At 28.2% G+C, this 23,704-nt stretch carries 28 protein-coding genes and 1 pseudogene; 19 read left to right on the top strand and 10 right to left on the bottom strand.

All coding sequences use genetic code 11. The annotated features are described in order from the left end of the window. The first annotated feature begins 53 nt into the window (after window positions 1-53). Window positions 54-806 carry a TSUP family transporter gene (locus tag AVBRAN12647_RS02640; protein WP_336614651.1) on the top strand — a complete coding sequence of 251 codons (753 nt, stop codon included), beginning with the start codon at window positions 54-56 and terminating at the stop codon, window positions 804-806. On the opposite strand, the gene AVBRAN12647_RS02635 is transcribed toward AVBRAN12647_RS02640, so the two are convergent. Next, window positions 792-1,316 carry a GNAT family N-acetyltransferase gene (locus tag AVBRAN12647_RS02635; protein WP_336607048.1) on the bottom strand — a complete coding sequence of 175 codons (525 nt, stop codon included), beginning with the start codon at window positions 1,314-1,316 and terminating at the stop codon, window positions 792-794. The two genes, AVBRAN12647_RS02640 and AVBRAN12647_RS02635, sit on opposite strands and share 15 nt — an antisense overlap. Window positions 1,317-1,371: 55 nt before the next feature. On the opposite strand from AVBRAN12647_RS02635, the gene AVBRAN12647_RS02630 reads away from it, so the two are divergent. Both AVBRAN12647_RS02630 and AVBRAN12647_RS02625 read left to right on the top strand, forming a co-directional pair. Further along, window positions 1,372-2,079, top strand: coding sequence for a YebC/PmpR family DNA-binding transcriptional regulator (locus AVBRAN12647_RS02630; RefSeq protein ID WP_214118822.1), 708 nt, complete (start codon window positions 1,372-1,374; stop codon window positions 2,077-2,079). Between the two features lie 9 nt (window positions 2,080-2,088). Next, window positions 2,089-2,556, top strand: a complete 468-nt coding sequence (locus AVBRAN12647_RS02625) for a peptidylprolyl isomerase (RefSeq protein ID WP_214118824.1) — start codon at window positions 2,089-2,091, stop codon at window positions 2,554-2,556. Between the two features lie 57 nt (window positions 2,557-2,613). Here the strand turns inward: AVBRAN12647_RS02625 and AVBRAN12647_RS02620 are convergent, their stop codons facing one another. After that, window positions 2,614-2,763 carry a hypothetical protein gene (locus AVBRAN12647_RS02620; protein ID WP_214118826.1) on the bottom strand — a complete coding sequence of 50 codons (150 nt, stop codon included), beginning with the start codon at window positions 2,761-2,763 and terminating at the stop codon, window positions 2,614-2,616. Window positions 2,764-2,765: 2 nt separating this feature from the next. Then, window positions 2,766-3,011: an XRE family transcriptional regulator gene (locus tag AVBRAN12647_RS02615; protein ID WP_214118828.1), complete on the bottom strand. Its 246-nt coding sequence runs from the start codon at window positions 3,009-3,011 to the stop codon at window positions 2,766-2,768. 248 nt (window positions 3,012-3,259) lie between these two features. Between AVBRAN12647_RS02615 and AVBRAN12647_RS02610 the strand changes: the two genes are divergently transcribed. The 3 genes from AVBRAN12647_RS02610 to dnaK are packed head-to-tail and all read left to right on the top strand — an operon-like array spanning window position 3,260 to window position 6,483. Beyond that, the gene (locus tag AVBRAN12647_RS02610) at window positions 3,260-4,045 is read left to right on the top strand and encodes a hypothetical protein (RefSeq protein WP_214120281.1); all 786 of its coding nucleotides are present in this window, start codon (window positions 3,260-3,262) and stop codon (window positions 4,043-4,045) included. Next, window positions 4,042-4,605 (top strand): nucleotide exchange factor GrpE, encoded by a 564-nt coding sequence (locus tag AVBRAN12647_RS02605; RefSeq protein ID WP_336612408.1) that lies wholly within the window; start codon window positions 4,042-4,044, stop codon window positions 4,603-4,605. The genes AVBRAN12647_RS02610 and AVBRAN12647_RS02605 overlap by 4 nt, the downstream gene beginning before the upstream one ends. Before the next feature lie 12 nt (window positions 4,606-4,617). Next, window positions 4,618-6,483 (top strand): molecular chaperone DnaK, encoded by a 1,866-nt coding sequence (dnaK, locus tag AVBRAN12647_RS02600; protein ID WP_214118833.1) that lies wholly within the window; start codon window positions 4,618-4,620, stop codon window positions 6,481-6,483. A gap of 516 nt (window positions 6,484-6,999) precedes the next feature. Here the strand turns inward: dnaK and AVBRAN12647_RS02595 are convergent. The 3 genes from AVBRAN12647_RS02595 to gltX are packed head-to-tail and all read right to left on the bottom strand — an operon-like array spanning window position 7,000 to window position 10,248. Further along, the gene (locus AVBRAN12647_RS02595; protein WP_336614650.1) at window positions 7,000-8,613 is read right to left on the bottom strand and encodes a lytic transglycosylase domain-containing protein; all 1,614 of its coding nucleotides are present in this window, start codon (window positions 8,611-8,613) and stop codon (window positions 7,000-7,002) included. Beyond that, complete coding sequence (locus tag AVBRAN12647_RS02590) at window positions 8,610-8,924, bottom strand: YggT family protein (protein ID WP_214118983.1); 315 nt, start codon at window positions 8,922-8,924, stop codon at window positions 8,610-8,612. Before AVBRAN12647_RS02590 ends, AVBRAN12647_RS02595 begins: the two co-directional genes overlap by 4 nt. Next, on the bottom strand, window positions 8,911-10,248 hold the full coding sequence (gene gltX, locus AVBRAN12647_RS02585; protein ID WP_336614649.1) for a glutamate--tRNA ligase: 1,338 nt from the start codon (window positions 10,246-10,248) through the stop codon (window positions 8,911-8,913). Before gltX ends, AVBRAN12647_RS02590 begins: the two co-directional genes overlap by 14 nt. 59 nt (window positions 10,249-10,307) lie before the next feature. Here gltX and AVBRAN12647_RS02580 point away from each other — a divergent pair, with 59 nt between their 5' ends. Genes AVBRAN12647_RS02580 through AVBRAN12647_RS02565 form a run of 4 tightly spaced genes read left to right on the top strand, consistent with a single transcriptional unit; the run spans window position 10,308 to window position 13,288 of the window. Beyond that, a complete protein-coding gene (locus tag AVBRAN12647_RS02580; RefSeq protein WP_336607837.1) occupies window positions 10,308-10,955 on the top strand; it encodes a Crp/Fnr family transcriptional regulator in 648 nt (215 codons plus the stop codon). A 2-nt stretch (window positions 10,956-10,957) separates the two neighbouring features. Beyond that, window positions 10,958-12,049: a metallophosphoesterase gene (locus tag AVBRAN12647_RS02575; RefSeq protein WP_336614648.1), complete on the top strand. Its 1,092-nt coding sequence runs from the start codon at window positions 10,958-10,960 to the stop codon at window positions 12,047-12,049. Window positions 12,050-12,057: 8 nt separating this feature from the next. After that, window positions 12,058-12,822, top strand: coding sequence for a phosphatidylserine decarboxylase (locus AVBRAN12647_RS02570; RefSeq protein WP_336614647.1), 765 nt, complete (start codon window positions 12,058-12,060; stop codon window positions 12,820-12,822). Continuing rightward, window positions 12,815-13,288, top strand: coding sequence for a YbaK/EbsC family protein (locus AVBRAN12647_RS02565; RefSeq protein WP_214150280.1), 474 nt, complete (start codon window positions 12,815-12,817; stop codon window positions 13,286-13,288). The genes AVBRAN12647_RS02570 and AVBRAN12647_RS02565 overlap by 8 nt, the downstream gene beginning before the upstream one ends. Here AVBRAN12647_RS02565 and AVBRAN12647_RS02560 read toward each other — a convergent pair. Both AVBRAN12647_RS02560 and AVBRAN12647_RS02555 read right to left on the bottom strand, forming a co-directional pair. Further along, the gene (locus AVBRAN12647_RS02560) at window positions 13,274-13,993 is read right to left on the bottom strand and encodes a hypothetical protein (RefSeq protein ID WP_336614646.1); all 720 of its coding nucleotides are present in this window, start codon (window positions 13,991-13,993) and stop codon (window positions 13,274-13,276) included. The two genes, AVBRAN12647_RS02565 and AVBRAN12647_RS02560, sit on opposite strands and share 15 nt — an antisense overlap. A gap of 140 nt (window positions 13,994-14,133) precedes the next feature. Next, window positions 14,134-14,289: a hypothetical protein gene (locus AVBRAN12647_RS02555; protein ID WP_214142747.1), complete on the bottom strand. Its 156-nt coding sequence runs from the start codon at window positions 14,287-14,289 to the stop codon at window positions 14,134-14,136. Between the two features lie 167 nt (window positions 14,290-14,456). On the opposite strand from AVBRAN12647_RS02555, the gene AVBRAN12647_RS02550 reads away from it, so the two are divergent. Genes AVBRAN12647_RS02550 through AVBRAN12647_RS02540 form a run of 3 tightly spaced genes read left to right on the top strand, consistent with a single transcriptional unit; the run spans window position 14,457 to window position 16,207 of the window. Beyond that, the gene (locus tag AVBRAN12647_RS02550) at window positions 14,457-14,777 is read left to right on the top strand and encodes a hypothetical protein (RefSeq protein WP_214118493.1); all 321 of its coding nucleotides are present in this window, start codon (window positions 14,457-14,459) and stop codon (window positions 14,775-14,777) included. A 10-nt stretch (window positions 14,778-14,787) separates the two neighbouring features. Further along, window positions 14,788-15,936 (top strand): hypothetical protein, encoded by a 1,149-nt coding sequence (locus AVBRAN12647_RS02545; RefSeq protein ID WP_336607040.1) that lies wholly within the window; start codon window positions 14,788-14,790, stop codon window positions 15,934-15,936. Next, a complete protein-coding gene (locus tag AVBRAN12647_RS02540; RefSeq protein ID WP_214118489.1) occupies window positions 15,917-16,207 on the top strand; it encodes a metal-sulfur cluster assembly factor in 291 nt (96 codons plus the stop codon). The genes AVBRAN12647_RS02545 and AVBRAN12647_RS02540 overlap by 20 nt, the downstream gene beginning before the upstream one ends. A gap of 35 nt (window positions 16,208-16,242) precedes the next feature. On the opposite strand, the gene AVBRAN12647_RS02535 is transcribed toward AVBRAN12647_RS02540, so the two are convergent. After that, window positions 16,243-17,073, bottom strand: coding sequence for an ATP-binding protein (locus AVBRAN12647_RS02535; protein WP_336614645.1), 831 nt, complete (start codon window positions 17,071-17,073; stop codon window positions 16,243-16,245). Window positions 17,074-17,135: 62 nt separating this feature from the next. Continuing rightward, window positions 17,136-17,999, bottom strand: coding sequence for an AraC family transcriptional regulator (locus AVBRAN12647_RS02530; RefSeq protein ID WP_336614644.1), 864 nt, complete (start codon window positions 17,997-17,999; stop codon window positions 17,136-17,138). Window positions 18,000-18,227: 228 nt separating this feature from the next. Between AVBRAN12647_RS02530 and AVBRAN12647_RS02525 the strand changes: the two genes are divergently transcribed. From AVBRAN12647_RS02525 to AVBRAN12647_RS02500, 6 genes and pseudogenes are all read left to right on the top strand, one after another. After that, a complete protein-coding gene (locus tag AVBRAN12647_RS02525; protein WP_336614643.1) occupies window positions 18,228-19,124 on the top strand; it encodes a dihydrodipicolinate synthase family protein in 897 nt (298 codons plus the stop codon). 13 nt (window positions 19,125-19,137) lie between these two features. Continuing rightward, window positions 19,138-20,103, top strand: a complete 966-nt coding sequence (locus AVBRAN12647_RS02520; protein ID WP_214118481.1) for a 2-keto-3-deoxygluconate permease — start codon at window positions 19,138-19,140, stop codon at window positions 20,101-20,103. Beyond that, window positions 20,100-20,357: pseudogene (locus AVBRAN12647_RS02515) on the top strand (UxaA family hydrolase); the annotation flags it as partial. The gene AVBRAN12647_RS02520 and the pseudogene AVBRAN12647_RS02515, both read left to right, overlap by 4 nt. A 99-nt stretch (window positions 20,358-20,456) precedes the next feature. Further along, entirely contained in the window at window positions 20,457-21,617 is a 1,161-nt protein-coding gene (locus AVBRAN12647_RS02510) for a UxaA family hydrolase (protein ID WP_336614671.1), read from the top strand. 21 nt (window positions 21,618-21,638) lie between these two features. Continuing rightward, a complete protein-coding gene (locus tag AVBRAN12647_RS02505; RefSeq protein ID WP_267523673.1) occupies window positions 21,639-22,898 on the top strand; it encodes an MFS transporter in 1,260 nt (419 codons plus the stop codon). A gap of 9 nt (window positions 22,899-22,907) precedes the next feature. After that, window positions 22,908-23,696, top strand: a complete 789-nt coding sequence (locus AVBRAN12647_RS02500; RefSeq protein WP_239803597.1) for an SDR family oxidoreductase — start codon at window positions 22,908-22,910, stop codon at window positions 23,694-23,696. Window positions 23,697-23,704: the final 8 nt, after the last annotated feature.

The raw sequence follows: 23,704 nt of genomic DNA, 5'->3' as shown, positions 1-23,704 counted from the left end.
ATAAACTTATTTAGTCTTGTATAATTTAACTAAAATTATTATATAATTTCTTTATGGAATTTAGTTTATTAGAATATTTTATAGGCTTTTTAGCTTCATTTATTGGTGGTTTTATTGATGCTGTTGTTGGTGGTGGCGGACTTGTTACATTGCCTGTGATTTTAGGACTTGGAGTGCCACCATCTTTAGCTATTGCAACGGGTAAACTGCAGGCTAGCATGGCTGCAGTTTCTGCTGTATTTAGTTTAAGAAAAGAAATAAAATTTAAAGAATTAAGACTTGGAATTTTAATAACAGCAATTTTTTCAATTCTTGGAAGTTATGTTTTGCTTTTAATATCTAATGAAGCTATTATGCCACTTATTTTAGTTATTTTAATATTAGTATTTATTTATACTATTTTTAAGCCAAATCTAGGGAATATAAACAAAAAAGCTATTTTAAGCACTACTTTATTTTTAATAATTTTTGGTGTTATTTTGGGATTTTATGATGGTTTTATAGGACCAGGAACTGGCTCATTTTGGATATTAGCATTTACTTCTTTATTAGGATTTAATCTAAAGCAAGCATCAATAAATACTAAATTATTAAACACTACAAGCAATGTTTGTTCTTTATGTTTCTTTTTGTGCTTTTATGATGTTTTAATTAAACTTGGTCTTATTATGGGAATAGGTGGGATAATAGGCGCTTATTTAGGTGGTAAATGCCTTCTAAAAATTAATATAAATATAATTAGATGGGTTTTTATAATTATTGTTTTTTGCACTATTTGTAAATTAATATATTCAAATTTCTTTTAGCATTTTAAAATAGTTTTCAAATTCTTTACACTCATTTATTACTTTAAAACCATATCTTTCGTATATTTGTGAAGATTTGGTTATTAGTGTAATTTTTTTATAACCTTTATTTTTTGCTATATTAATTGCATATTCAAGCATTTCTTTTAATATTCCCATTTTTCTATAGCTAGGAATTATCGCTACACTATCTATATAAAATTCGTCTTTATCGCATTCTTTTATAATCTCATAATTTGAGTTTATATTTTTTAAATATTGCTTTAAAGCGTCATCATTATATTCTCTATCGCCATAAGCACAACAAATTGAAATAATTTGATTGTCTTTTTCATATACAAATAAATTATCAAGACAAAATCTAGTTTTTTCCTTGCCAAAAAATTCATAAAATTTTTCTATTTTTTTATGATAGTCTTTCTCGTTAAAAAAGTTTTCACTAAACTCAGCCATAGCTAAGTCTAAAATCTCGCAAGCCTTATAATCACTCATTCTAGCAGGTCTAATCATTAGTTATCCTTGTTTTTGTAAAATCTTAACCAAATTTTAATTATAAGAGGTGAATATGGGAAGAGCGTTTGAATACAGACGTGCAGCAAAAGAAGCTCGTTGGGATAAGATGAGTAAGATATTTCCAAAGTTAGCAAAAGCTATTGAAGTTGCAGCAAAAGAAGGTGGAATTGACCCTGAAATGAACGCAAAACTTCGTTCAGCAATAGCAACAGCAAAAGCTCAAAATATGCCAAAAGATAATATTGACGCGGCATTAAAAAGAGCAGCAGGTAAAGATGGAAACGATATTAAAAGCCTTCATTATGAAGCTAAAGCTAATTACGGAGTGCAAATTATAGTTGAAGTTGCTACTGATAATACCAATAGAACCGCAGCTAATATAAAAGCTATTTTTAACAAAAACGGAGCTACTCCACTTGTAAATGGTAGTTTAGAATTTTTATTTTCAAGAAAAAGTGTTTTTGTATGTAAAAAACCTAATATGGATTTAGAAGAATTAGAATTAAGCCTAATTGATTTTGGTTTAGAAGAATTAGAAGATGAAGAAGAAAATGTAAGAATTATTGGAGCTTATGATAGCTTTAAAGAGCTTAGTACAGGAATTGATGAGCTTAAATTAGAGCTTGTTAGTGGAAGACTTGAATATGTCCCAAACAATCCAATAAGTCTTAGTGAAGAGCAAATCACTGAACTTGAAAAATTATTAGATAAGCTTGAAGAAGATGATGATGTTCAAGCAGTTTATACAAATATAGAATAAGGAAAAATTATGTTAAAAGTATATGACAATTTTGCAGATTTAGAAAATATTAATGAAGCTATTATTAAGACTAATAAAGGTGATATGAAATTAACTTTATTTAAAGATAGCCCGCAAGCTACTTTAAATTTCGTTCATTTAGCAAAAAATGGATTTTATAATGGTCTAAAATTTCATAGAGTAATTCCTAATTTCGTTATTCAAGGTGGTTGTCCTTTAGGCACAGGCACAGGTGGTCCTGGTTGGAATATTAAATGTGAATGTAAAAATCAAGAGCATAAGCATTTAAGAGGGACTTTATCTATGGCTCACGCTGGTCGTGATACTGGTGGCTCTCAATTTTTTGTTTGTCATTCAGCACAACCACACTTAGATGGAGTTCATACGATTTTTGGTCAAGTTAATAATGAAGATGGCTTAAAGGTTCTTGATAGTATCCGCCAAGGCGATATTATTGAAAGTATTGAAATAAAATAATTTAAAATATCTAAGATATGATTCAAATTCTTTAATTTAGGTTAAAGAATTTGAAAATTAATTAAATTGATGATTATATTGCTTTTTACGAGGATATAAAAGTTTTTTGCAGATATTTTTTAAATATCTTTTTATTATATTTTTTTTACTTGTTCTAATACTATTAAATATCATATCAAGCTCTATTCTTTCCTTTTCGGTAATCACTTTTAATCCTTTAATTGTTTTCTTATACGAGACATTAAAAATAATAACTCATCATCATCTAATTCACAAAGCATTGTAAATACAGCTTTTACTGCTTGTGGTTTAGAATTACCTAAACGCCAGTCTTGATAAGTTCGCATAGGTAATCCTAAACGCTGCGACATTGCTTGCAAAGAAATTTTCTTACCATTTTCTTTACTCTCTATCGCATTATGTAATAAATTAAATATATCGTTCGTCTCAATCATTTTTAAATTATACGATTTTAAAAATTAAACTTCGCTAAAACGGAGTTTATATTTGTAAAAAAATATAAAAAATACAAAATATCCTTAAATCAATACATTAAAAAATAAAATATATACGAAATAATGTATAAAATATATGGTTAAATAATTTTACTAAATTAAGTTGAGTGTATTAGACTAAATAGTTACTTGATAGTTAACAACTCAAGTGATATAATTCGTTTATCAATTTTAAGGTATGAGTGATAATGAGTAAAAAAACTGATTTTATACTAGAGCAAATGATTAAAGCTTATTTAAGCGAGCAAAATCCAATTGGCTCTATGTTATTGCAAGATAGTTTGAATGTTCCTGCAAGCACTATAAGAGTTTATTTTAAACAACTTGATAGTGATGGTTATATTTCAAAACTTCACGCAAGCGGTGGAAGAATTCCTACTCAAAAAGCTATGAAATATTATTGGAAGCAATTTTTTAATTATGAATTAAATTCTAAATTAGAATTAAACTCAACTTTAAATTTATTAAGAGTTGCTAACGAGAATGATTTGTTTTTCCTTATTGTTGATAATAAAAAAATATTTTTAAATGATATTTTAAACATTGAAAATAGATTTATTATTTTAGATTTTATAGAAAATAGGGTTTTGATTGATTTTAATGATGAATTAAATATACTTTTTAATCAGTTAAAAGGATACGAGATAAATGATATTAAGACTATTTTATATAGATTAAATTTAATAAATACTTTAAGTGATATTGAAAATTCTTTTAAAAATAAAATTAAATTTATATGTGGAGAAAAAATTTTTGCAAATATTGTAAAACTTTCTTCATTTAGTTCTATTATGAATTTAAAGTTACTTGATTATTTTACTAATAACTTGATTTATGATGAGCTATTTTTACCTGATTTTATGGGAGTTAAATTAGATTGTAATTATATGCAAAATAAAAGCTCTTTAATAATTGCAGGTAGTATTTTTACAGACTATGAAAATGTTTTAAATCAATTAAGGGAGGCGATATGAGCGAAAAAGCCACGCAAGAAGAAAATGTAGTAAATAACGAAGAAGTTTGCGAATGCAATGAAAATTGTGAATGCGAACAAAATGAGTTAAGTAATGAAGAAATTGCTTTAAGAGCAGAGCTTGATAAGGCAAATGAAGAATTTGCAAAATTAAAAGACGCTTATCTTAGAGCTAATGCAGATTTTGAAAATTATAAAAAACGCTTAGAAAAAGATAAGCAAAGTGCTGTTTTATATGCACAAGAAGGATTTCTTAAGGATTTAATACCTGTTTTAGACGCATTAGAAAATGCTAGTAATTTTGAAGCAGATGATGAGTTTTCAAAACAACTTAAACAAGGTATTGATAATACTTTAAGTTTATTTAAAAATATCCTAGCAAAACACGGAATTAAAGAAATCGTAGCTAATGAAGGTGATGAATTTGACCCTAGTTATCACGAAGCTATGATGCATGTTGAAGCAGAGCTTGAGCCAAATTGTGTTGCAGCTATGTTTCAAAAGGGTTATATGATAAATGACAGAATAATTAGAGCTTGTAAAGTAAGCGTATCAAAATAAAAGGAGAAAATTATGGGAAAAGCAATAGGTATAGATTTAGGAACAACAAATTCATGTGTAGCAATTTATGAGCGTGGAGAAAAAAAAGTAATTCCAAATAAAGAAGGAAAAAACACAACTCCTTCAATAGTAGCATTTACAGATAAAGGCGAAGTTTTAGTAGGTGATAGTGCAAAACGCCAAGCAGTAGCAAACCCAGAAAAAACAATTTATTCAATTAAAAGAATTATGGGTCTTATGATGAATGAAGATAATGCTAAAGAAGCGGCAAAACATTTACCTTATAAAATAGTAGATAGAAATGGTGCTTGTGCGATAGAAATTGCAGGTAAAACTTACACTCCACAAGAAATTTCTTCAAAAGTTTTAATGAAACTTAAAGAAGATGCTGAAAGCTATTTAGGAACATCTGTAACTGATGCGGTAATTACCGTTCCAGCATATTTTAACGATGCACAAAGAAAAGCTACTAAAGAAGCAGGTCAAATCGCAGGGTTAAATGTATTAAGAATTATAAACGAACCAACTGCAGCAGCTCTAGCTTATGGTCTTGATAAAGTAAGTGCTGAAAAAATTGCAGTATATGACTTAGGTGGTGGGACATTTGACGTTACAATTCTAGAAACTGGTGATGGTGTTGTAGAAGTTTTAGCAACTGGTGGTAATGCGTTTTTAGGTGGAGATGATTTTGATAATAAATTAATTGATTTCTTAGCAACTGAGTTTAAAAATGAGCAAGGAATTGATTTAAGAAATGACAAAATGGCGTTACAAAGATTGAAAGAAGCAGCAGAAAACGCTAAAAAAGAGCTTTCAAGCACAAATCAAACTGAAGTGAATTTACCATTCATTACAGCTGACGCAACAGGTCCAAAACACCTTGTAAAAACAATCACAAAAGCTCAATTTGAAGGAATGATTGACTCACTTGTAGCTGAAACTATTACAAAAATCAATGAAGTTATAAGTGAAGCAGGAATTAGCAAAAACGAGATTAAAGAAGTAGTAATGGTTGGAGGTTCAACTCGTGTGCCTTTAGTTCAAGAAGAAGTTAAAAAAGTATTTGGAAAAGAACTAAATAAAAGCGTAAATCCTGATGAAGTTGTTGCAATGGGTGCTGCTACTCAAGCAGGAATTATTCAAGGTGATGTAAAAGATGTGCTTTTACTTGATGTTACTCCACTTAGTCTTGGAATTGAAACTTTAGGTGGAGTTATGAGTAAAATTATAGAAAAAGGTGCAACAATTCCTACTAAAAAAAGTCAAACATTCTCAACTGCAGAAGATAATCAAAGTGCAGTTACTATTAATGTCTTACAAGGTGAGCGTGAGTTTAGCCGTGATAATAAATCTCTTGGTAATTTTAACCTTGAAGGTATCCCAGCAGCTCCAAGAGGTGTGCCGCAAATTGAAGTTACATTTGATATTGACGCAAATGGTATTTTAACGGTAAGTGCATTAGATAAAGCAAGTGGTAAAGCTCAAAATATCACAATCACAGGTTCAAGCGGATTAAGTGATGAAGAGATTAAAAATATGATAAACGAAGCTGAGAAAAACAAAGAAGCTGATAAATTAAGAAGAGAAGTAGTAGATGCGAAAAATCAAGCTCAAAGCCTAGTTCATCAAGTTCAAAAAAGCCTAAATGATTTAGGAGATAAAGTTGAACCTGCAATTAAACAAGAGATTGAAGGTGCAATAAATGAGCTAAATGATGTAGTAAATAATGAAAACGCAACAAAAGCTCAAATAGATGAGAAAATGAAAAAACTAAGTGACGCAAGTCATAAATTAGCTGAAAATCTTTACAAAAAAGATGATAGCAAAGACGCTAAAAAAAGCGAAAAAGATGATGCAGTAGATGCAGAAGTAGAATAATAATTTATTAAAAACTAGTCTTACAAGGATTTATCCTTAATTTTAGGAATTTCAATTTGAAATTCCTAATTTATCTTAATTTAAAATATCTTTTAATGTTTATTTTTATTGATGGTAAAATTTAGTAAATATTATATTTTTACACAAAAATAGATTGCAAGCTCTGAATTAATTTTGTAAATTACAATTAAGTATGAAAAGTATATAAAATAAGAGTTCTTATATTTTATAAAATAATTTTTAAGAATTTAAATAAGTTATATAGTTTTTAAATAAGCATATATAAAAATTAAGTATTTTTAAAAACATTTAATAGCGATTTTAAACCCAAAATATAATTTATTTTTTATTACTGCAATATTTAAAGCATATATCAATTATTATAAAGTAAATTATTAAAATCATGTGAATTGTTTTTTTGATATAGTTTTTATACTAGTATTTAAGCTTTAAATGGTTTTTAGCTCTTATAATTTAGTGCAAAAGCTAAGGATAATATAGGTAAAAATACCTATATTATTGATTTTTATCTATTTGTTTTATTAAATCACTCATTTTTACATTTTGACCTAATATTTTTAGGTAGATATAATAGTTTGCTAAAACTTTTTTACCATACAATCTACTTTCTAAATAAGGCACAAGCTCCATTGATAAGAATGGTTCGTATGATTTTAGTTTAGAATTTGGATTAAACATATAATCTTTTTTTAGCATTCTTTGAGTAAATCCTAAGCCCCCGTTATAAGCATAAGCTATAAATATAGGATGCTTAACTCCTTTTTTAAGAGTATTTAAATGAGCGTTTGCGAATTTATAAGCTATTTTTGGGTCAAACATTTGAGTAACATCAAAATCATTATCATTAAAATCAACTTTAGCAGTATGTCTTGCTACAAAAGGCATAAATTGCATCATACCTAAAGCATAAGAAGTGCTTACAGAAGCTGGTAAAAATCTGCTTTCTTGTTTAGCAATAGCTAAAATTAGTGCTTTTTGCTCTACGCTATAATTGGCTAATTCTTCAGGAAATGGTATTGGATAAATATTATCTTTAAAATTACTTAATTTATCGCTAATTACTAGATATTGTCCTTGAGTATTTTTGGTATTAAAATATTCTTGCATTTCGCTAAGCTTTTGAGTATCAGCGTTTTTAATGTCATTCATAAATCTAGCTTGAACTAAAGCATTATTTATAGGATAATCTATGCTTTTTGTAGGATTTGGTGTGATGATGGTCGGTAATGGTGTGTTTGTTAGCTCTTTTGCTAAAATACTATAAATATTTAAATCATCACTATTTGCTAAAGTATCTAAATGTCTAGTTTTATTACTAGCTAAATAAGCAAAAAATAAAGCATTATCCTTTGGTCTTTTATATTTATAAGTTTTATTCGCTCTTAAAAAGTATTTTTCTGCTAAGGCATTTTTATTAAACATAAGTGCATTTAAACCTAGTGCAAATGCTAAATCTTCTTTAGCGTCTTCTTTATCAAGACTTGCTAATTTCTCTTTTATTTTTGGATATTTATCATCTACTATAGCTGAGTTTAAAAATTTATAAGCATTAGGGTGTTCCATCATACTAGCACGAGTAAGTGGCCCTGGAGAAAAATCATCTAGCTTATATCCATCGTAATAAAGCTTCATTAAGGTTTTTCCATCACCTTTTTTAATGCTTTCTGCCACAGGGTTTTTGTTAGCTAATATGCTTAATTGTGAGCTTAGATTTTTATCTTTTTGTTTATAAATATTTGCTAGTTTTATTAGGTTTTCTTTGCTTAACTTTTTTGCAAAATTTATTTCTTTTAGTCTAAATATCTGACATTTTTCATCTGCGTTCATTATAGAATTGATTGAATAATTATAGCAAGAATCAGCAGGTAATGTCTTTGGCTCTTCTTTAATATCTTTGCTTAGTTTTTCATATTCTTTTTTCATAACTCCAGCAAAACGGAAAATATGTGTTTTAAATTCTTTTAAATCTTCTTTTTTTATCTCATTATTTTTTAATAAATTATATAAAAAAAAGTCCTTAGCAAGTGAGTTTGGCTCATTTTTTAATTCTTCATAAGTATATGAAAATAAAGCTTGAGTAATTAACAATATACTAATTAATTTTTTCATAATAATCCTTTTACGATTTTTACTAATTCAAATAATCCGATTTGTAATAAATGTATTCCTACAAAAACAGCAATAGGAGCAAGACTTACCATACCTATATTTAAAAATCTAGGCGGTATTATCATATATACTAAATCAAAGGCAGGTCTTACTAATTTATATACAATATTGTATATTTTATATCCGATAGGGCTTGTAAAAGCTTGTGGAAAAAACGAAAATAAACAATAGGCAATAACTAAATAAGAATAAATATTTAGTCCTCTTATTATTAATACAAGTAGTAAAACTACAATATCAGCAAAGCTCATCTTTTACCTTTAAAAACTCATTCATACAAGGTTGCATAATCTCATAAATTTGTGCTAATTCAGGGCCGTGAGCCGAACCGCTAAGCAATAATCTTAAGCTCATAAATAATTGTTTGCCTTTTAAATTAGCGTTGTGATTTAGTTTAAATTCTTCGTATTTGCTAGGTATGTTTGATTTTTCTAATTCAGCTTTTAATAATTTCGCACTCTCACTAAAATCTAAATTGTTAGCAAAAACTATATTAAATGGTAGAAAATATCCACTAAGTTTAGCTCTAATTTCATTTAAAGTACTTGCTTCTTCTAAGTGAAGTTTTGCTAATTTTGCTAATACTTTTACATTACTAAACTTAGCTAAAAACTCATCTTTAAACAATAATCTAGCTAGAATTTCATCATCTAAAATCTTAATATGTTCTCTATTTATAAATCTTAATTTTGTCATACTAAATCTAGCTGGAGATTTAGAAATATTGCTTATTTCAAACCAAGAAATTGCATCATACATCGTAAAAATTTCATTAGGGGTTTTATTGCCTAAAGCTAGTAAATAATTAGCTATCGCATCAGGCAAAAAGCCTTCATTTAAAAGCCATTTTACGCTTGAATGCTCTTGTCTTTTACTCATTTTTTGACCGCTTTCTTCGTCTAAAATGATAGGTAAATGTGCATATTGCATACTCTCATTAAAGCCTAAAGACGCCTTTATATGTTCTTGTTTTGGAGTATTGCTTACATGGTCTTCTCCACGGATAATAAAGCTAACTCCTTCGCACATATCATCCATAGAGCATGCAAAATTATATGTAGGTGTCCCATCAGCTCTTAAAATCACAAAACTATCAACATCATTTGGCTCAAATGATAAAACGCCTTTTATTTCATCTTTAAAAGTAATTGTGTTTTTAGGCTTTTTAAGTCTTATTACGAATGGTTTATTTAAATCTTGTTTTAAATTCTCGCAAGTTCCATCGTATCTATAAGCTCTTTTTTCGTTTTTTGCTAATTCTTTTTTCTCTTCTAATTCAGCTTCGGTGCAATAGCATTTAAAAGCAGAACCATTTTCTAATAATTTTGCTGCTAATTTTTGATGAGTTGCTAGATGAGTGCTTTGCACATAGTATTCGTCCCAATTAATCCCAAATAAATTTAAAATACTCTTAATCTCTTCTTCTTTGCCTTGAATATTTCTAGCTGTGTCTGTGTCTTCTATCCTTAAAATAAACTTTTTATTATATTTTTTCGCGCATACATAATTAATAACGGCAGTCCTTAAATTCCCTATATGCATATCGCCTGTAGGTGATGGGGCAAATCTAAACATTTGTAATTCCTTGATATGATTTTTCATAATTCTATTTTAAGAAAGTAAAAAGAGTGCCAATGAAAGAAGTATTAAAAAAAATTTATTTTTTTAAAGATTTTAATGAAAACGAGCTTGAAGAATTAGCCAAAATTTGCATTTTTAAAAGTTATGAAAAAGGTGAAATGCTATTTATGGAAGGTGAAAGTAGTAAGTATTTGCACTTATTAATTAAAGGAAATATTAAGGTTTATAAAACTAATCAAAAAGGAGCTGAAATTTTTATGCATAAATTAACTCCGATTTCTTTTGTAGCCGAATTAGCTAATTTTGAAAATATACCTTTTCCTGCGAGTGCTAGTTTTTTAAATAGTGGGGAAGTTATTAAAATTGATTTTGAAGAACTTAAAAATAAGTTTTTAACTAAGGTTGATTTTGTTCTAGCTTTATTGACTGGAATTTCAAAAAAGCTAATTTATTTATCAGAATTTGTGCATAATGAAATGATTTTAAGTGCTGAAGCAAAGTTAGCTAAATTAGTTTGCGAACAAAGCGAAGTATTTAAGAACATAAAACATATCCAATTAGCTTCATTTATAAATCTAGCTCCTGAGACTTTTTCTAGAATTTTAGCTAAGTTTAAAAATGATGGAATTATTAGTTTTGATGATGATAAAAACTTAATAATTCATGATGAAAAATATTTAAAATCACTTTACGAGAATTAATTATGAGCTTACACCATTTATTATTTGCTATTGTATTTTGTATTGCTGTTTTTATTGCAAATGCTTATATTTATAGACAATTATTTAGAGTAATTTTCCCTAGATTTAAAGGCTTTTTTTTAATAATTTGCGTAGTTTTATTTATATCTAATGTTGTATTTTTGTTTTCTATGAGAGCTGATTTTTTGCCTGAGATTGTTTATACTATTTTATCAATTCTTTTGGGTTTTTCTTTTTTCTTCTTTTTAATCGCTTTAATTTATGATATTGTTAAATTTATAGCCTTTAAAAGCGTAAAGAATATAGACACAAATAGAAGAAAAACTTTAAAATTAATTTGTGATTTAGGTGTTTTATTTGTTGCATTTGGGTGTTTTTTACAAGGTATATTTAAGGCAATTAAAATTCCACCTATTAAATATGTAGATTTAAATACAAATCTGGGAATAAAAATTGCAATGATAAGTGATGTGCATTTAGGCAAGAATTTACATAAAGATTTTTTACTAGGTTTGATTAAAAAAATCAATAATCAAGAAGTTGATTATGTAGTAATTGTGGGAGATTTAATAGATACTAATATAGATGAGATTGATTATTTGGATTTATTAAATACCTTTAATATGCCTTGCTTTTATGTAACGGGCAATCACGAATACTACCACGACGCTACAAAAATCCTAGCAAAATTAAAACAAACTAATATAAAAGTATTAGAAAACGAAAGCATAGATTTAGGCAAAATAGTGCTTAGTGGCATAAATGATTTAAAGGGTGCAAAATATGGAATGCCAATGGATTTAGCCCCAATTTATAAAAATTTTAATGATACTAAATACAATATTTTATTAGCTCATCAACCTGTTGTAGCTAAGGAATTTGATTTGAGTAGATTTGATTTAGTTTTATCAGGGCATACTCACGCAGGGCAGATTTTCCCATTTAGTATTTTGGTTATTATGCAGCAAGGATTTTTGCACGGGCTTTATGAAATCGGTAAAAAAACTAAATTATATGTTAGTAGTGGTGCTGGATTTTGGGGTCCATCTATACGCTTTTTAGCACCTAGTGAAATAGTAATAATTAGACTTTAAGGAATATAATGAGAAAAACAATTTCAAGAATTTTTGGTAAATTAGTAAGCATAAAATATCCAAAAATTATGCAAAATTATATAAACAAAACTTATGTAAAGCATTTTAATATACCTTTAGATGAGTTTAAAGATTATAAAGAATACGATAGTTTATTAGCTCTTTTTACTAGAAGATTAATAAAGCCAAGAGAATTTGAAAGCGGCTTTATAAGTCCTTGTGATGGCACTATTTTAAGTTATGCAAAAAGCTCAAATTTAAAGGCATTTAGTATAAAAGGTAAAGATTATGATATTAAAGAGCTTTTAGGTTTTACTCCTAAAAATGAGCTTGATTTTTTAAATATTTATCTTAGCCCAAGGGATTATCACAATTATCATAGTCCTTGTAATATGCAGGTTTTAAATCTAAAATATTTTTATGCGGAGCTTTTTAGCGTTAATTTAAAAGCACTTAGTAAGCATGATAATTTGTATTCAAGAAATGAGCGTGTGGTTTTAACTTGCAAAAAAGATAGTGGAGATATTTTTTATATGGTTTTTGTAGGGGCTGTAAATGTTGGCAAGATGGAATTTGATTTTGATACAAGCGTGCAAACTAATATGAAAAATGCAAGTGATTATGAGAAAAACTATGATAATGTAAGCTTAAAAAAAGGCGAAATGCTAGGAAGATTTTTGATGGGTTCTACTATTTTAATCTTAGGCGATGATTTAAAACTTGAATGCCAAGTTGGTGCGATTAAATTCGGACAGAGAATAGCAAATGATTAAAAAGACTAATGCAGCAAGGTTTTTAGATACTTTAAAAATAGATTATGAATTATTAAGCTATGAAGTAGATGATGATTTATCAGCAATTAGCGTAGCAAAAAAGACAGGAATTGATATTAAATATATTTACAAAACCATAGTTTGCGAGGGTAAAAATGCCTTGTATGTTGCTTGTATTCAAGGGGATTTAGAAATAGATTTAAAATCTTTTGCAAAGGCGGTAGGAGAAAAATCCTTAAGCCTTTTAAAACTTGATAAATTAAAGGATAAAACAGGATATATTAGGGGCGGTTGTTCGCCTTTTGGTATGAAAAAAGATTATGTTAGATTTATTGACGAAAGAGCTTTAGAGCTTGAGTATTTTGTGCTTAGTGCTGGGCTTCGTGGTCTTCAGCTAAAAATAAATGCAAAATATATTCAAAAGCTTTTTAATATTGCTAGTATAAGCACTTCATCTATCATTTAATTCTCCTTTTTTATACATTGGTTGAAATTTATTAACAATAACATTGAGCATTCTGTATCTTATTTCCTTATCTTCTGGGCAATATTTATGTAAAGCATATAAATAATTAACCGGACCATCATAGATATTTTTTATATATACATTACTTTTATCTGTAAATAAAATAGCTTTTTTAAAGTATTCATTAATTTTTATTGTGTCTGTAGCATTACAAATATAATCAGGTAAAGGTATATCAGTAACATCTATTTTTGAAGTTCCATCGTAGTAATTGTTTTCACTATAATATTTAAATGCTGAAGTTCTTAAGATATCTATGACTACTTCTAGGTATAGTGCGTAATTAAATTTTTTCTCTGCTTGATATGTATAGTATTTATTAAAAGCTATATTTAAAAGCTCATAAATTTCACTTGCTTTATCATAATCTTTTATATAATATTCATATGACCTTTTATGTGGAGAATGAGACATATATAGCATAACCAAACCAAGCATATTAGATAGTCTATATTCTGTCATAATATCTACATCATAATAAATATTACCATAAGGCACTCTTTTTATCATTTCATAGATTTCTTGATAATCATCGTAGCTTAGCTTGTCTAACATACTATAATCTTGTGTTTTTTTAGTTAAGCCATACATGCGTTTATAATACAAAACCCACCACATAATATCTTCAATACTATCATCTGGCAAGAGCTTTTTACCTTCATCATAATAATTTTTAGCTATATTTAAAAAAGGTCTTACAATAAAGCTATCATATTTAAAAAATATATTTAATGTATTTGTAATATCAATAAATAAATATCCGGTTAAAAACTTCTCACAAGCTTTCAGTTTTTACTATATTTTTGTGGATTAAATTCTAATAAATATAAACTCATAATTAAAATATATAAAAGTGGAATTATTATAAAAACAATAAATAAAGCTTTGTATAAAATCTTTTTAAAATTAAATTTAAAATTAATTATTTGATTTATATTCATATTTAACCTTGTAAAAATAAGGTTTATTATAGCAAATAAATATTTAGGAATTTGATTTAAAAATTTATTTAAGTATTTAATTTTTCTTTTTTTTGAACTTCAAATTGACTTAAGTCAAAGTCAAAATTTTTAAACTTTTTTAGAATAGTGAGAAAAAAGGAGAAAAAATGTTTGATTTTAAATCTTGGAAAAAAGTTAGTTTAGCAAATGCTACGGTTGAGTTTTATGAAAATGATGAATATTTAGCTTTTGATAGTAGTCAGTGTATGCCACCTGAACCTATGATAAATGCTAGAGTTGGCTTAAATAATTTAAAGCCTAATCAAAAATTAATTATGCTAAATCATAAAAATCCTTTAGGCTTACTTCCTAGCGTGAAGCCATATTATGATATTCAAACTACACAAAAAGATGGACTTTTTTGGCTAGTATTTACTAAAATTAAAGAGCATAGCAATTTTGATGAAGCTTGTAAAGACCATCCATAAGGGTTAAATTATGTTAAACGCATTCGCACCACCATTTAAAGTGGTGGCTATTTATTTTATATTTGCATTTTGCTATTTATTAGCTTTTATGTTTTTATTTTCTTATTCAAATTATGATTTTGAGAGTTATCAATTTAAAGCGTTTTTACATTGTTTTTTTGCTGGATTTGCTTTAAATATAATAATAGGTAGCCTTTATCAATTAAGCTCGGTAATTTATGAAAAAGCATTCTTTAGTATAAAAGGTGTATTTTTTGTGAGTTTTATTTGCAATATCTCTTTAGCCTTTATTATGTATTCGTTTTTAAATTATGATTTGGAATTACTAAAATATAGCGTATTTGCTATGATTTTAAGTGTTTTTTATTTTATTGTGCTGTTTTTAATATCATTTTTTGATTTTAATAATATTGCTAAAAGTGCTTTATTTTGTGGGGTTGTTTTTTTAGCATTAGGTTTAGTTTGCGCTGGTTTAATTGTGCTTATTTTAAACGGGCTTATATATTTAGATTATGAACTAATTCTTCATCTTCATATATATTTTATGTTAGGTTTTATTTTGTTTATTTGTATAGGTGCTGCTAGTGTATTATTGCCAATGTTTGCACTAACTCATAAGCATAAAAATTATTTATTATGGCTTAGTTTAGTGGCGTATTTTTTAGCATTTTTTCATAAAAGTATAGCGATTTTTTCCCTAGCTTGTTTTGTATTTTGGTGTTTATATATACTTAAAATACGAACAAGAAAGGCTAAAGATTATTGGAATTTAAATATTGTTTTTGCTTGTATTGGCTCGTTTTTAGCTATGAGAGAATTTTATGTTTTAGACTATGCTTTAGCTATTAAATTATTAATTTTTGCAACTATTTTACCTTTTATAATCGCACATATTTATAAGATTTTGCCATTTTTAATATGGTTTCATTTTATTTCAAAATTAATTGGAAAAATAAAAGTCCCTTTATTAGATGATATGGTGATTAAAAAAGCAGCTTTTTTTACTATGTTAATTAATATATGCTTAGTAATTTCTCTTTATTTTAGTTCATCAATTTATTTATATATAGCGTTAAATATAGGTCTTTTAATTAATGTAATCAATTTTTTTACTTATATAAATTACAAAGGAGCAAAGAATGAAAAAGCAAGTAATTAATGCAATTTCAAATGTAATTGACCCTGAAGTGGGTTTTGATATTTTAGCCTTAGGGCTTATTTATGATATACAAATTGATAATTCATATTGTAAAATCACTATGACCTTATCTACTAAGTCTTGTCCTATGCATGATTTACTGATAACTTGGGTAAAAGACTCTGTTTTAAGTGTAGATGGAATAGATAGTGTTGATATTGATTTAGTGTTTGAACCTGCTTGGAGTATAGAAATGGCTAGCGATGAGGTTAAAAGTGCTTTAAGTTTTTAAGTTACTATGAGAGATTTTCTCATAGTAAATTCTAATTATAATTTGATTTTTAATAAAGAATTATTAGCCATTTCAGGCACTAAAAGTGTGTTTGTATAGTTATCATAAAACATATCAGCAGGTCCTTTAAGTGCTTTTAAATCTAGCTTTTCTAATTTATTTTGATTAAGTTTATAAATATAACCATTTAGCTCTTTACCCCAGCTAGATACTAAAATATCATCATTAATTTTAACAATTCCATCAAATTGCTCTAAATTATCACTTATTTTTTCTACATTTTTACTAGCTAAATCAATTTTTAAAATAGCTCCACCATCTTTTTCACTAGGATCATATCCTACAACATATAAAGAATTTTTATCAATCAATAAGCCATTAGGACCACCATAACTTTTGTCAATATTCATAAAAGTTTTATAATTTTTATCTTTTAAATTGATTTCAAAAATCGTATAAGTGCCAGTATCACTTACTAAAAGAGTATCATTGTCTAAGCTCTCAATTGCATTTAAAAATACCGAGCCTTTAATTTCTAGCTTAAATACTTCTTTTTTGCTTGTTATATCAAAGCCGTATAAAGTATCAATATCTACAACATAAAGTGTATTGTTAATAATCTTCATACCTTTTGGAGCATTTAAATTCTTTACAAATACATTGATTTTATCATCAGCTTTTGAGATTATATTTATATAACCATCTAAATCCTTGTTTAAAGGCTCAATTTTTTGACCCACATTTGAGACAAATACATAATCTTTATTTGCCACAACACTCTCAGGCGAAGCAAAAGCATTGATTTCTTTAACTTCCATTGCATTCATACTAGCAAGTAATGCTATACTTAAAATATATTTTTTCATCTTTTCTCCTTAAATAATTTTTGAAAAATTATAAGGAAAAAAGAATTTTATTTCTAATAGTTTTAATGTAAAAAATATAAGTTTTTTGATTTTTGAAATTGTTTTGGGGTTTTATTATATCTTTTTTTATAGCGTGAAATAAACCAAGCAGGGGAGTTAAATCCTACTTCTAAACATATTTCTGTAATGTTTTTGTTTGAAAATTCTAATAAGAATTTTGCCTTTTCAAATTTTTTATTATCAAGCCATTCTTTAGGGCTAATTCCAAAACTTTGTTTGAAGTTTTTGCTAAAAGTAGTTAAGGACATATTAGATATTTTTGCCATATCATTTACACTTTGAAAATCTTGTTCGCAATACGAAAATATCTGATATAAAGATAGTTTAAAATTAGTAATTATGGTCTTTAAAAATGATAAAAAACTTTGATTATTCTTGCTATAAAGTAGGGCTAAAAATAATTCTTCAAATTTTAATTTTAAAATATCTTCATTGGTTTTATAACTAAAACAAGGTAAAAATGATGTAAAAATTGAGCTTAATAATTCATTAGAATTTAGCTTAAAAATATGCTCATTGGTTGTAAAATTGTTATTTAAAAGGGCTTTATATTTATAAATTAGCTCTATTAAAATGCTTTCTTTAAAACAAATTATAATTGAATTATAATAGTTATTTTCTACGCAGTCTTTTATCAAATATGAGCCTTTTGTAAAAAACAAAATCTCGTTTTTATTAATTGTAAAATCTTGCTTTTTAGTATGTATCATTTTGTATCCATCGTTTATAAAAACAAGAGCATAATCATCAAATAATACTTCATAATAATCATCATTTTTTCTAGTTTCATATAAACAAAGATTAAGATAATTAGAACTTATAACATTTTTGCTGATTTTACTTAATTCATTAGGTAAATATATCATTTTTCGCCTTTAGTTTTAAAATTTATATATTTTACAAAAGAAAAATTTAATAAAAATTCTTTCGTATATACAAAATATAAATTTTAATTTACAAAAAGTAACACTTTTTCAAAAAAATTAATTTTATTTAATTTATTTTTCATAATTTTTATCATTTTTTGCATATTCTTTCTTAAATACAAAAAATAAAATTTAATTTTTTTGTATATACAAAATTAAGGAGAAATTATGGGAATTTTAAAAGGAACTTTACCAGCTTTATATACACCATATAAAGATGATGGAGGTATTAACGAAGTTGAGTTTTTAAAGATATGTGAATGGGGCATTGAAAAAGGACTTGATGGTTTATTTTGTAATGGTAGTGCGGGAGATTCTCAAGCAATGCCATACGATATGAAAGTAAAAATGCTAGAGCTTTCAATTAAAGCTGCAAATAATAAAGTGCCTGTTATTTGTGGGATAGGAAGTTGTATTTATAAAGAGAGCTTAGACCTTGCAAACGAAGCTTATATAAAAGGGGCTAATGCGCTTTTACTTATGATGCCATATTATTATAAGTTTAATGATGATACGCTTTATACTTATGTAAAAGACTTGCAAGCAAAAGTAAAACTCCCACTTTATATTTACAATATTCCACTTTTTGCACCTGCAATGAGCTTAAATCTAATTGAAAAATTAAGCAAATTACCAAATATTGTAGGTATTAAAGATAGCAGTGGAGATGCTTTGTTGCTAAACCATATTTTAGATGTTGTGCCAAGTGATTTTGATGTATTTGTGGGTCGTGAAGAGCATTATTTTGGAGCTTTAATGATGGGTGCAAAAGGTTCAATGACAAGTGCAGGATGTGTTTTCCCTGACGCTATGAGTGCGATTTATAAAGCATATAATGAGAAAAATTATGAAAGAGCAATCAAGCTTCAAAAAGCCTTGCTACCAGCTATTAGATTTGGAATGAGCTTATCATTTCCTATGGGATTTGCGCTTTTACTTAAAGCTCGTGGTTTTGCTTTTGCAAACAAAAGCATTCACCCACTAAGCGAAGAGACCTTAAAAGCACTTGATGAAAAATTCGAATATGCAAAAGAATTAGTTAAAAACATAGAGAGAATACTCTGAATAGAGGTTTAAAATGAAAATTAAGAAATTTTTAGAAAAGGTTCCAGGTGGTATGATGTTAGTTCCTATGTTATTAGGTGCTATTATACATACTTTTCTTCCTGATAAATTGGCTTATTTTGGACCTTTTACTAATGCCTTAGGAACAGGTGCAACAGTAATGCTTGCTGTTTGGTTTGTAGGTATTGGAGCAAGTATTAAACTTAAGGCTACTACAACAGTTTTAAAAAAATCTGGAGTATTGTTAGCAACTAAAATATTTGCCGCATTTATGGCGTGTATTATAGTTAAACAGCTTGTTCCTAACGGTATGATAACTGAAGGCTTTTTTGTTGGTTTTAGCACATTAGCAGTAGTTGCTGCAATGGATATGACTAATGCTGGTCTTTATACGGCTTTAACAAAACAATACGGAACTACAGAAGAAGCTGGTGCTAGTTTATTGTTAATGATAGAAAGTGGTCCTTTATTTACTATGTTAATTTTGGGGGTTAGTGGTTTAGCATCTTTTCCTATACAAAACTTTATAGGATTAATGATTCCATTTGTATTAGGTTTTGTATTGGGTAATTTAGATGAAGATTTTAGAGAATTTTTAACTAAATTAAATGAGCCAATGATAATTTTTGTTGGTTTTGCACTTGGAAGTACTATAAACTTAAGCTCGATTCTTGATGCTGGATTATCTGGATTGGTTTTAGCATTTATTGTAATCATATACACAGGAATATTATTAATATTTGCAGATATTTTTATTGCAAAAGGCAATGGAACTGCAGGTATAGCAGCATCAAGTACTGCAGGAGCAGCTGCGGCTACTCCGATGTTAGTTGCTGATTTTTATCCAGATTTTAAACCATTAGTAGAACATGCAACGATTTTAGTTAGCACTTGCGTTGTAGTAACAGCTTTTGTTGTGCCAATAATTACTGCTTATTATTCTAAATGGGCAAAAAATAAATTTAAGGTTAAATTATGAAAAATAGATTTTTAAAAGTTAGTGAAATTGACAATGTTGCAACTGCAATAAGTGATTTAAACAAAGGCGAAGTTTTTAATGAAGTTACCTTATTAAATGATATTAAAAGCGGACATAAATTCGCTTTAACTGATATTAAAAAAGGTGATTTCATCATTAAATACGGCGAAGTAATAGGAGCAGCTAGTATTGATATAAAAAAAGGAGAGTGGGTTCATACAACCAACACCGAAGGTGTTCGTGGTAGGGGAGATAATTGTGATAGTTCAAAATTAGAAAATGCTTTAAGACTAAGCCAAGAGAGTGCAAATAAGAAAAATCTAAACGCACAAGATTCAAAACACGAAAAAGTAATTTTGAAAGGCTATAGAAGAGAAGATGGCAAGTTTGGCTTAAGAAATAAGGTCTTAATAATTCCTAGCGTTGTATGTGCTAATAAGGTCGTAGAAAACATTGCTAAAGCGTGTCCTGAAGCTGTATATGTAACTCATCAGCACGGATGTAGTCAGCTTGATTTTGATGCAGAGCAAACAAGAATGCTAATGGCTGGAAATTGTGCAAATCCTAATGTATATGCAGCACTTGTAGTTGGGCTTGGTTGTGAGACTATTAGTTCAAATTCTGTTAAAGAATTAGCAAAAAGTTTAGCTCCTTATAAAGATATAAGAGCAATTAGTATTCAAGAGCTAGGCGGTATTACAAATACAACAAACGAAGGCATAAAAATAGTTAAAGAGATGCTTGAGAATGCTAGTAAATGTGAATTAAGTGAAGGTGATTTTAGCGATATTATCTTAGGCACTGAATGCGGTGGAAGTGATGCTTATAGTGGGCTTAGTGCAAATCCATCGCTAGGAAGTTTAAGTGATTATGTAGTAGAGAATGGTGGAGCTGTAATTTTAGCTGAAACAACCGAGCTAATAGGAGCTGAAAATATCTTAGCAAGGCGTGCAATTAATGCTGAAGTTGAGAAAAAGATATATGAAAAAATCTATGGCTTTGAAGAAAATGTAAAAAATAGTGGCTCAGATATTCGTGGTGCAAATCCAAGCCCAGGAAATATAGCAGGTGGGCTAACTACTATTGAAGAAAAAAGCCTTGGTTGTGTTTATAAAGCAGGGACAAGCAAAGTTGTAGATGTGATTGATTATGCAATGCCAGTTACTAAAAAGGGTCTTACATTTATGGATACTCCAGGAAATGATATAGAGCAGCTTAGTGCTATGGTTGCGGGTGGGGCTAATTTAGTTGTATTTACTACAGGTCGTGGAACTCCAACAGGAAGCCCTGTAACTCCAACGATTAAGCTAAGCACAAATAATTTTTGTGCGAAAAATATGGCTGATGTGATTGATTTAAACGCAGGCGAAATCGTAGATGGCAATAAGAGTAAAGAAGATATTAGAGATGAATTAATAGAGCTAATCGTAAAAATTAGTGAAGGCAAATTAACAAAAGCAGAAATCAATAAACAAAATGATTTTAGCGTTTGGCGACTAGCAACAACTTGCTAAGTCGTAAATAAAGGGGGATTTATGGAAAAAATAGTTAATAAAATGTATTTAAAGATAATGCCTTTAATACTTTTAATGTTTTGCTTAGCAATGCTAGATAGATCAAATATTGCTTATGTAAAAGATTATATAGAAATAGACGCTGGTATTAGCAAAGCTGCATATGCTTTAGGTGCGGGGATATTTTTTATAGGCTATGCGATATTTGAAATTCCATCAAATTTATTATTGCATAAATTAGGAGCAAAAATTTGGCTAAGTAGAATTATGATAACTTGGGGACTTGTATGTATGGCTATGATTTACATAAAAGATGAAACAAGTTTTTATATTCTAAGATTTTTATTAGGGCTTAGCGAAGCAGGATTTAGCCCAGGGGTTATTTTATATCTTAGTTATTTTTTCCCTACTATTTATAGGTCAAAAGCTTATGGGTTTTATCAATTAGGAGCACCGCTTGCACTAATGCTTGGTGGCGTAATTACAGGGGCTATATTAGATTATGCACCTAGCATTTGGTTTAAAAATTGGCAATGGATGTTTATTATCCAAGGTGCTATTACTGTTATAGTTGGTTTTTATGCTTATTTTAAACTTGCAAGTAAACCTGAAGATGCTAAATGGTTAAGCGAAGAAGAAAAAGCAATTTTAATTGCTGAACTTGAAAAAGAACAAAATAATAAAGAAGAATTAAATTCTAGCAAAGCTTTATCATCAATTATTGTATGGAAATTCGTTTTAGTTTATTTTGCAATTCAGCTTAGTGTTTATGGGGTTTTATTTTATTTACCTACTCAAGTTTCACATTTTTTAGGGACAAATGTTGGATTAAAGGTTGGAATTATTAGTGCAATTCCTTGGGCTGTTGTATTAATTGCTCTACCTATTATTACAAGTTATGCTGATAAATTAAGAGCTTGGAGTTCTTTTAGTATTGCATTATTATTGTTAGCTGTTGTTAGTATGTTTTTATCTGTATTTATAAATTCTTTAGCTTTATTTATTTTATTCATATCTTTAGCAGCTGTTGGTTTTATAGCGATTCAGCCTATTTTTTGGAATTTACCAACTCAAATCTTAAAAGGCACAGGAGCAGCAGCAGGAATAGCATTGATTGGGGCTTTAGGCAATCTTGGTGGTTTTGTAGCGCCTAATTTAAAAAATTATGCCGAAAGTCAATTTAATAGTTCTTATGCAGGTTTAATTGCTTTATGCTTGGTCGCATTCTTAGGAGTGCTTATGTTAATACATTTAAAAAAATCTTACACAAATATTAAATAAGGAGAAATTATGGATTTAGGATTAAAAGGAAAAGTTGTAGTTGTTACAGGTGGTGGAAAAGGTATTGGTGGCGGCATTAGTATGTGTTTAGCTAATGAAGGTGCAATTCCTGTTATCGTATCTCGCTCTAAGCTTGATAGTGATTTTGAAAGCAAAATTAAAGCACTTTGCCCAAATTACGGCTTTTATCAATTAGATTTATCAAAATGGCAAGAAATTAGTGCAGTTGTAGAGCAAATTGTGGCTAAATATGGCTCAATTTACGCACTTGTTAATAATGCAGGTATGAATGATAATCTTCATATTGAAAGTGCTACAACTGAAGAGCTTATTAAAAGTTATGAGAGCAATTTATTTCATTATTATGAAATGACAAAATGCTGCCTTCCATATATTAAAAAAGAGCAAGGAAGTATTTTAAATATCTCAAGTAAAACAGGTATCACAGGTCAAGGAAGAACCACAGCATACGCAAGTGCAAAAGGCGCTCAAATAGCAATGACAAGAGAGTGGGCTTGCGCTTTTGCACCTGATAATGTTAGAGTAAATTGTATTTGCCCTGCTGAAGTTTGGACTCCACTTTATGAAAAATGGATTAAAAATTTCTCTGACCCTGAAAAACAATATCAAGAAATTGCAAAATTTATTCCACTAGGTCATCGCTTTACAACTTGCGAAGAGATAGCTGATACTGCAGTATTTACAATAAGCCCAAGAGCATCTCACACAACAGGGCAGATTTTAACTCCAGATGGTGGTTATATGCATCTTGATCGTGCATTAAACTGGGAAAATTAAGGAGAAAA

The sequence above is a fragment of the Campylobacter sp. RM12647 genome (genome assembly GCF_020138135.1).
Lineage (GTDB): Bacteria > Campylobacterota > Campylobacteria > Campylobacterales > Campylobacteraceae > Campylobacter_E.
Note: the sequence above shows the minus strand (reverse complement) of the source record. Positions and strands in the feature narration are given on the sequence as shown.

Coding starts and splice junctions, on each gene's coding strand:
- AVBRAN12647_RS02640 (WP_336614651.1), top strand. CDS start 54: ATGGAATTTAGTTTATTAGAATATTTTATAGGCTTTTTAGCTTCATTT.
- AVBRAN12647_RS02635 (WP_336607048.1), bottom strand. CDS start 1,316: ATGATTAGACCTGCTAGAATGAGTGATTATAAGGCTTGCGAGATTTTA.
- AVBRAN12647_RS02630 (WP_214118822.1), top strand. CDS start 1,372: ATGGGAAGAGCGTTTGAATACAGACGTGCAGCAAAAGAAGCTCGTTGG.
- AVBRAN12647_RS02625 (WP_214118824.1), top strand. CDS start 2,089: ATGTTAAAAGTATATGACAATTTTGCAGATTTAGAAAATATTAATGAA.
- AVBRAN12647_RS02615 (WP_214118828.1), bottom strand. CDS start 3,011: ATGATTGAGACGAACGATATATTTAATTTATTACATAATGCGATAGAG.
- AVBRAN12647_RS02610 (WP_214120281.1), top strand. CDS start 3,260: ATGAGTAAAAAAACTGATTTTATACTAGAGCAAATGATTAAAGCTTAT.
- AVBRAN12647_RS02605 (WP_336612408.1), top strand. CDS start 4,042: ATGAGCGAAAAAGCCACGCAAGAAGAAAATGTAGTAAATAACGAAGAA.
- dnaK (WP_214118833.1), top strand. CDS start 4,618: ATGGGAAAAGCAATAGGTATAGATTTAGGAACAACAAATTCATGTGTA.
- AVBRAN12647_RS02595 (WP_336614650.1), bottom strand. CDS start 8,613: ATGAAAAAATTAATTAGTATATTGTTAATTACTCAAGCTTTATTTTCA.
- AVBRAN12647_RS02590 (WP_214118983.1), bottom strand. CDS start 8,924: ATGAGCTTTGCTGATATTGTAGTTTTACTACTTGTATTAATAATAAGA.
- gltX (WP_336614649.1), bottom strand. CDS start 10,248: ATGTTTAGATTTGCCCCATCACCTACAGGCGATATGCATATAGGGAAT.
- AVBRAN12647_RS02580 (WP_336607837.1), top strand. CDS start 10,308: ATGAAAGAAGTATTAAAAAAAATTTATTTTTTTAAAGATTTTAATGAA.
- AVBRAN12647_RS02575 (WP_336614648.1), top strand. CDS start 10,958: ATGAGCTTACACCATTTATTATTTGCTATTGTATTTTGTATTGCTGTT.
- AVBRAN12647_RS02570 (WP_336614647.1), top strand. CDS start 12,058: ATGAGAAAAACAATTTCAAGAATTTTTGGTAAATTAGTAAGCATAAAA.
- AVBRAN12647_RS02565 (WP_214150280.1), top strand. CDS start 12,815: ATGATTAAAAAGACTAATGCAGCAAGGTTTTTAGATACTTTAAAAATA.
- AVBRAN12647_RS02555 (WP_214142747.1), bottom strand. CDS start 14,289: ATGAATATAAATCAAATAATTAATTTTAAATTTAATTTTAAAAAGATT.
- AVBRAN12647_RS02550 (WP_214118493.1), top strand. CDS start 14,457: ATGTTTGATTTTAAATCTTGGAAAAAAGTTAGTTTAGCAAATGCTACG.
- AVBRAN12647_RS02545 (WP_336607040.1), top strand. CDS start 14,788: ATGTTAAACGCATTCGCACCACCATTTAAAGTGGTGGCTATTTATTTT.
- AVBRAN12647_RS02540 (WP_214118489.1), top strand. CDS start 15,917: ATGAAAAAGCAAGTAATTAATGCAATTTCAAATGTAATTGACCCTGAA.
- AVBRAN12647_RS02535 (WP_336614645.1), bottom strand. CDS start 17,073: ATGAAAAAATATATTTTAAGTATAGCATTACTTGCTAGTATGAATGCA.
- AVBRAN12647_RS02530 (WP_336614644.1), bottom strand. CDS start 17,999: ATGATATATTTACCTAATGAATTAAGTAAAATCAGCAAAAATGTTATA.
- AVBRAN12647_RS02525 (WP_336614643.1), top strand. CDS start 18,228: ATGGGAATTTTAAAAGGAACTTTACCAGCTTTATATACACCATATAAA.
- AVBRAN12647_RS02520 (WP_214118481.1), top strand. CDS start 19,138: ATGAAAATTAAGAAATTTTTAGAAAAGGTTCCAGGTGGTATGATGTTA.
- AVBRAN12647_RS02505 (WP_267523673.1), top strand. CDS start 21,639: ATGGAAAAAATAGTTAATAAAATGTATTTAAAGATAATGCCTTTAATA.
- AVBRAN12647_RS02500 (WP_239803597.1), top strand. CDS start 22,908: ATGGATTTAGGATTAAAAGGAAAAGTTGTAGTTGTTACAGGTGGTGGA.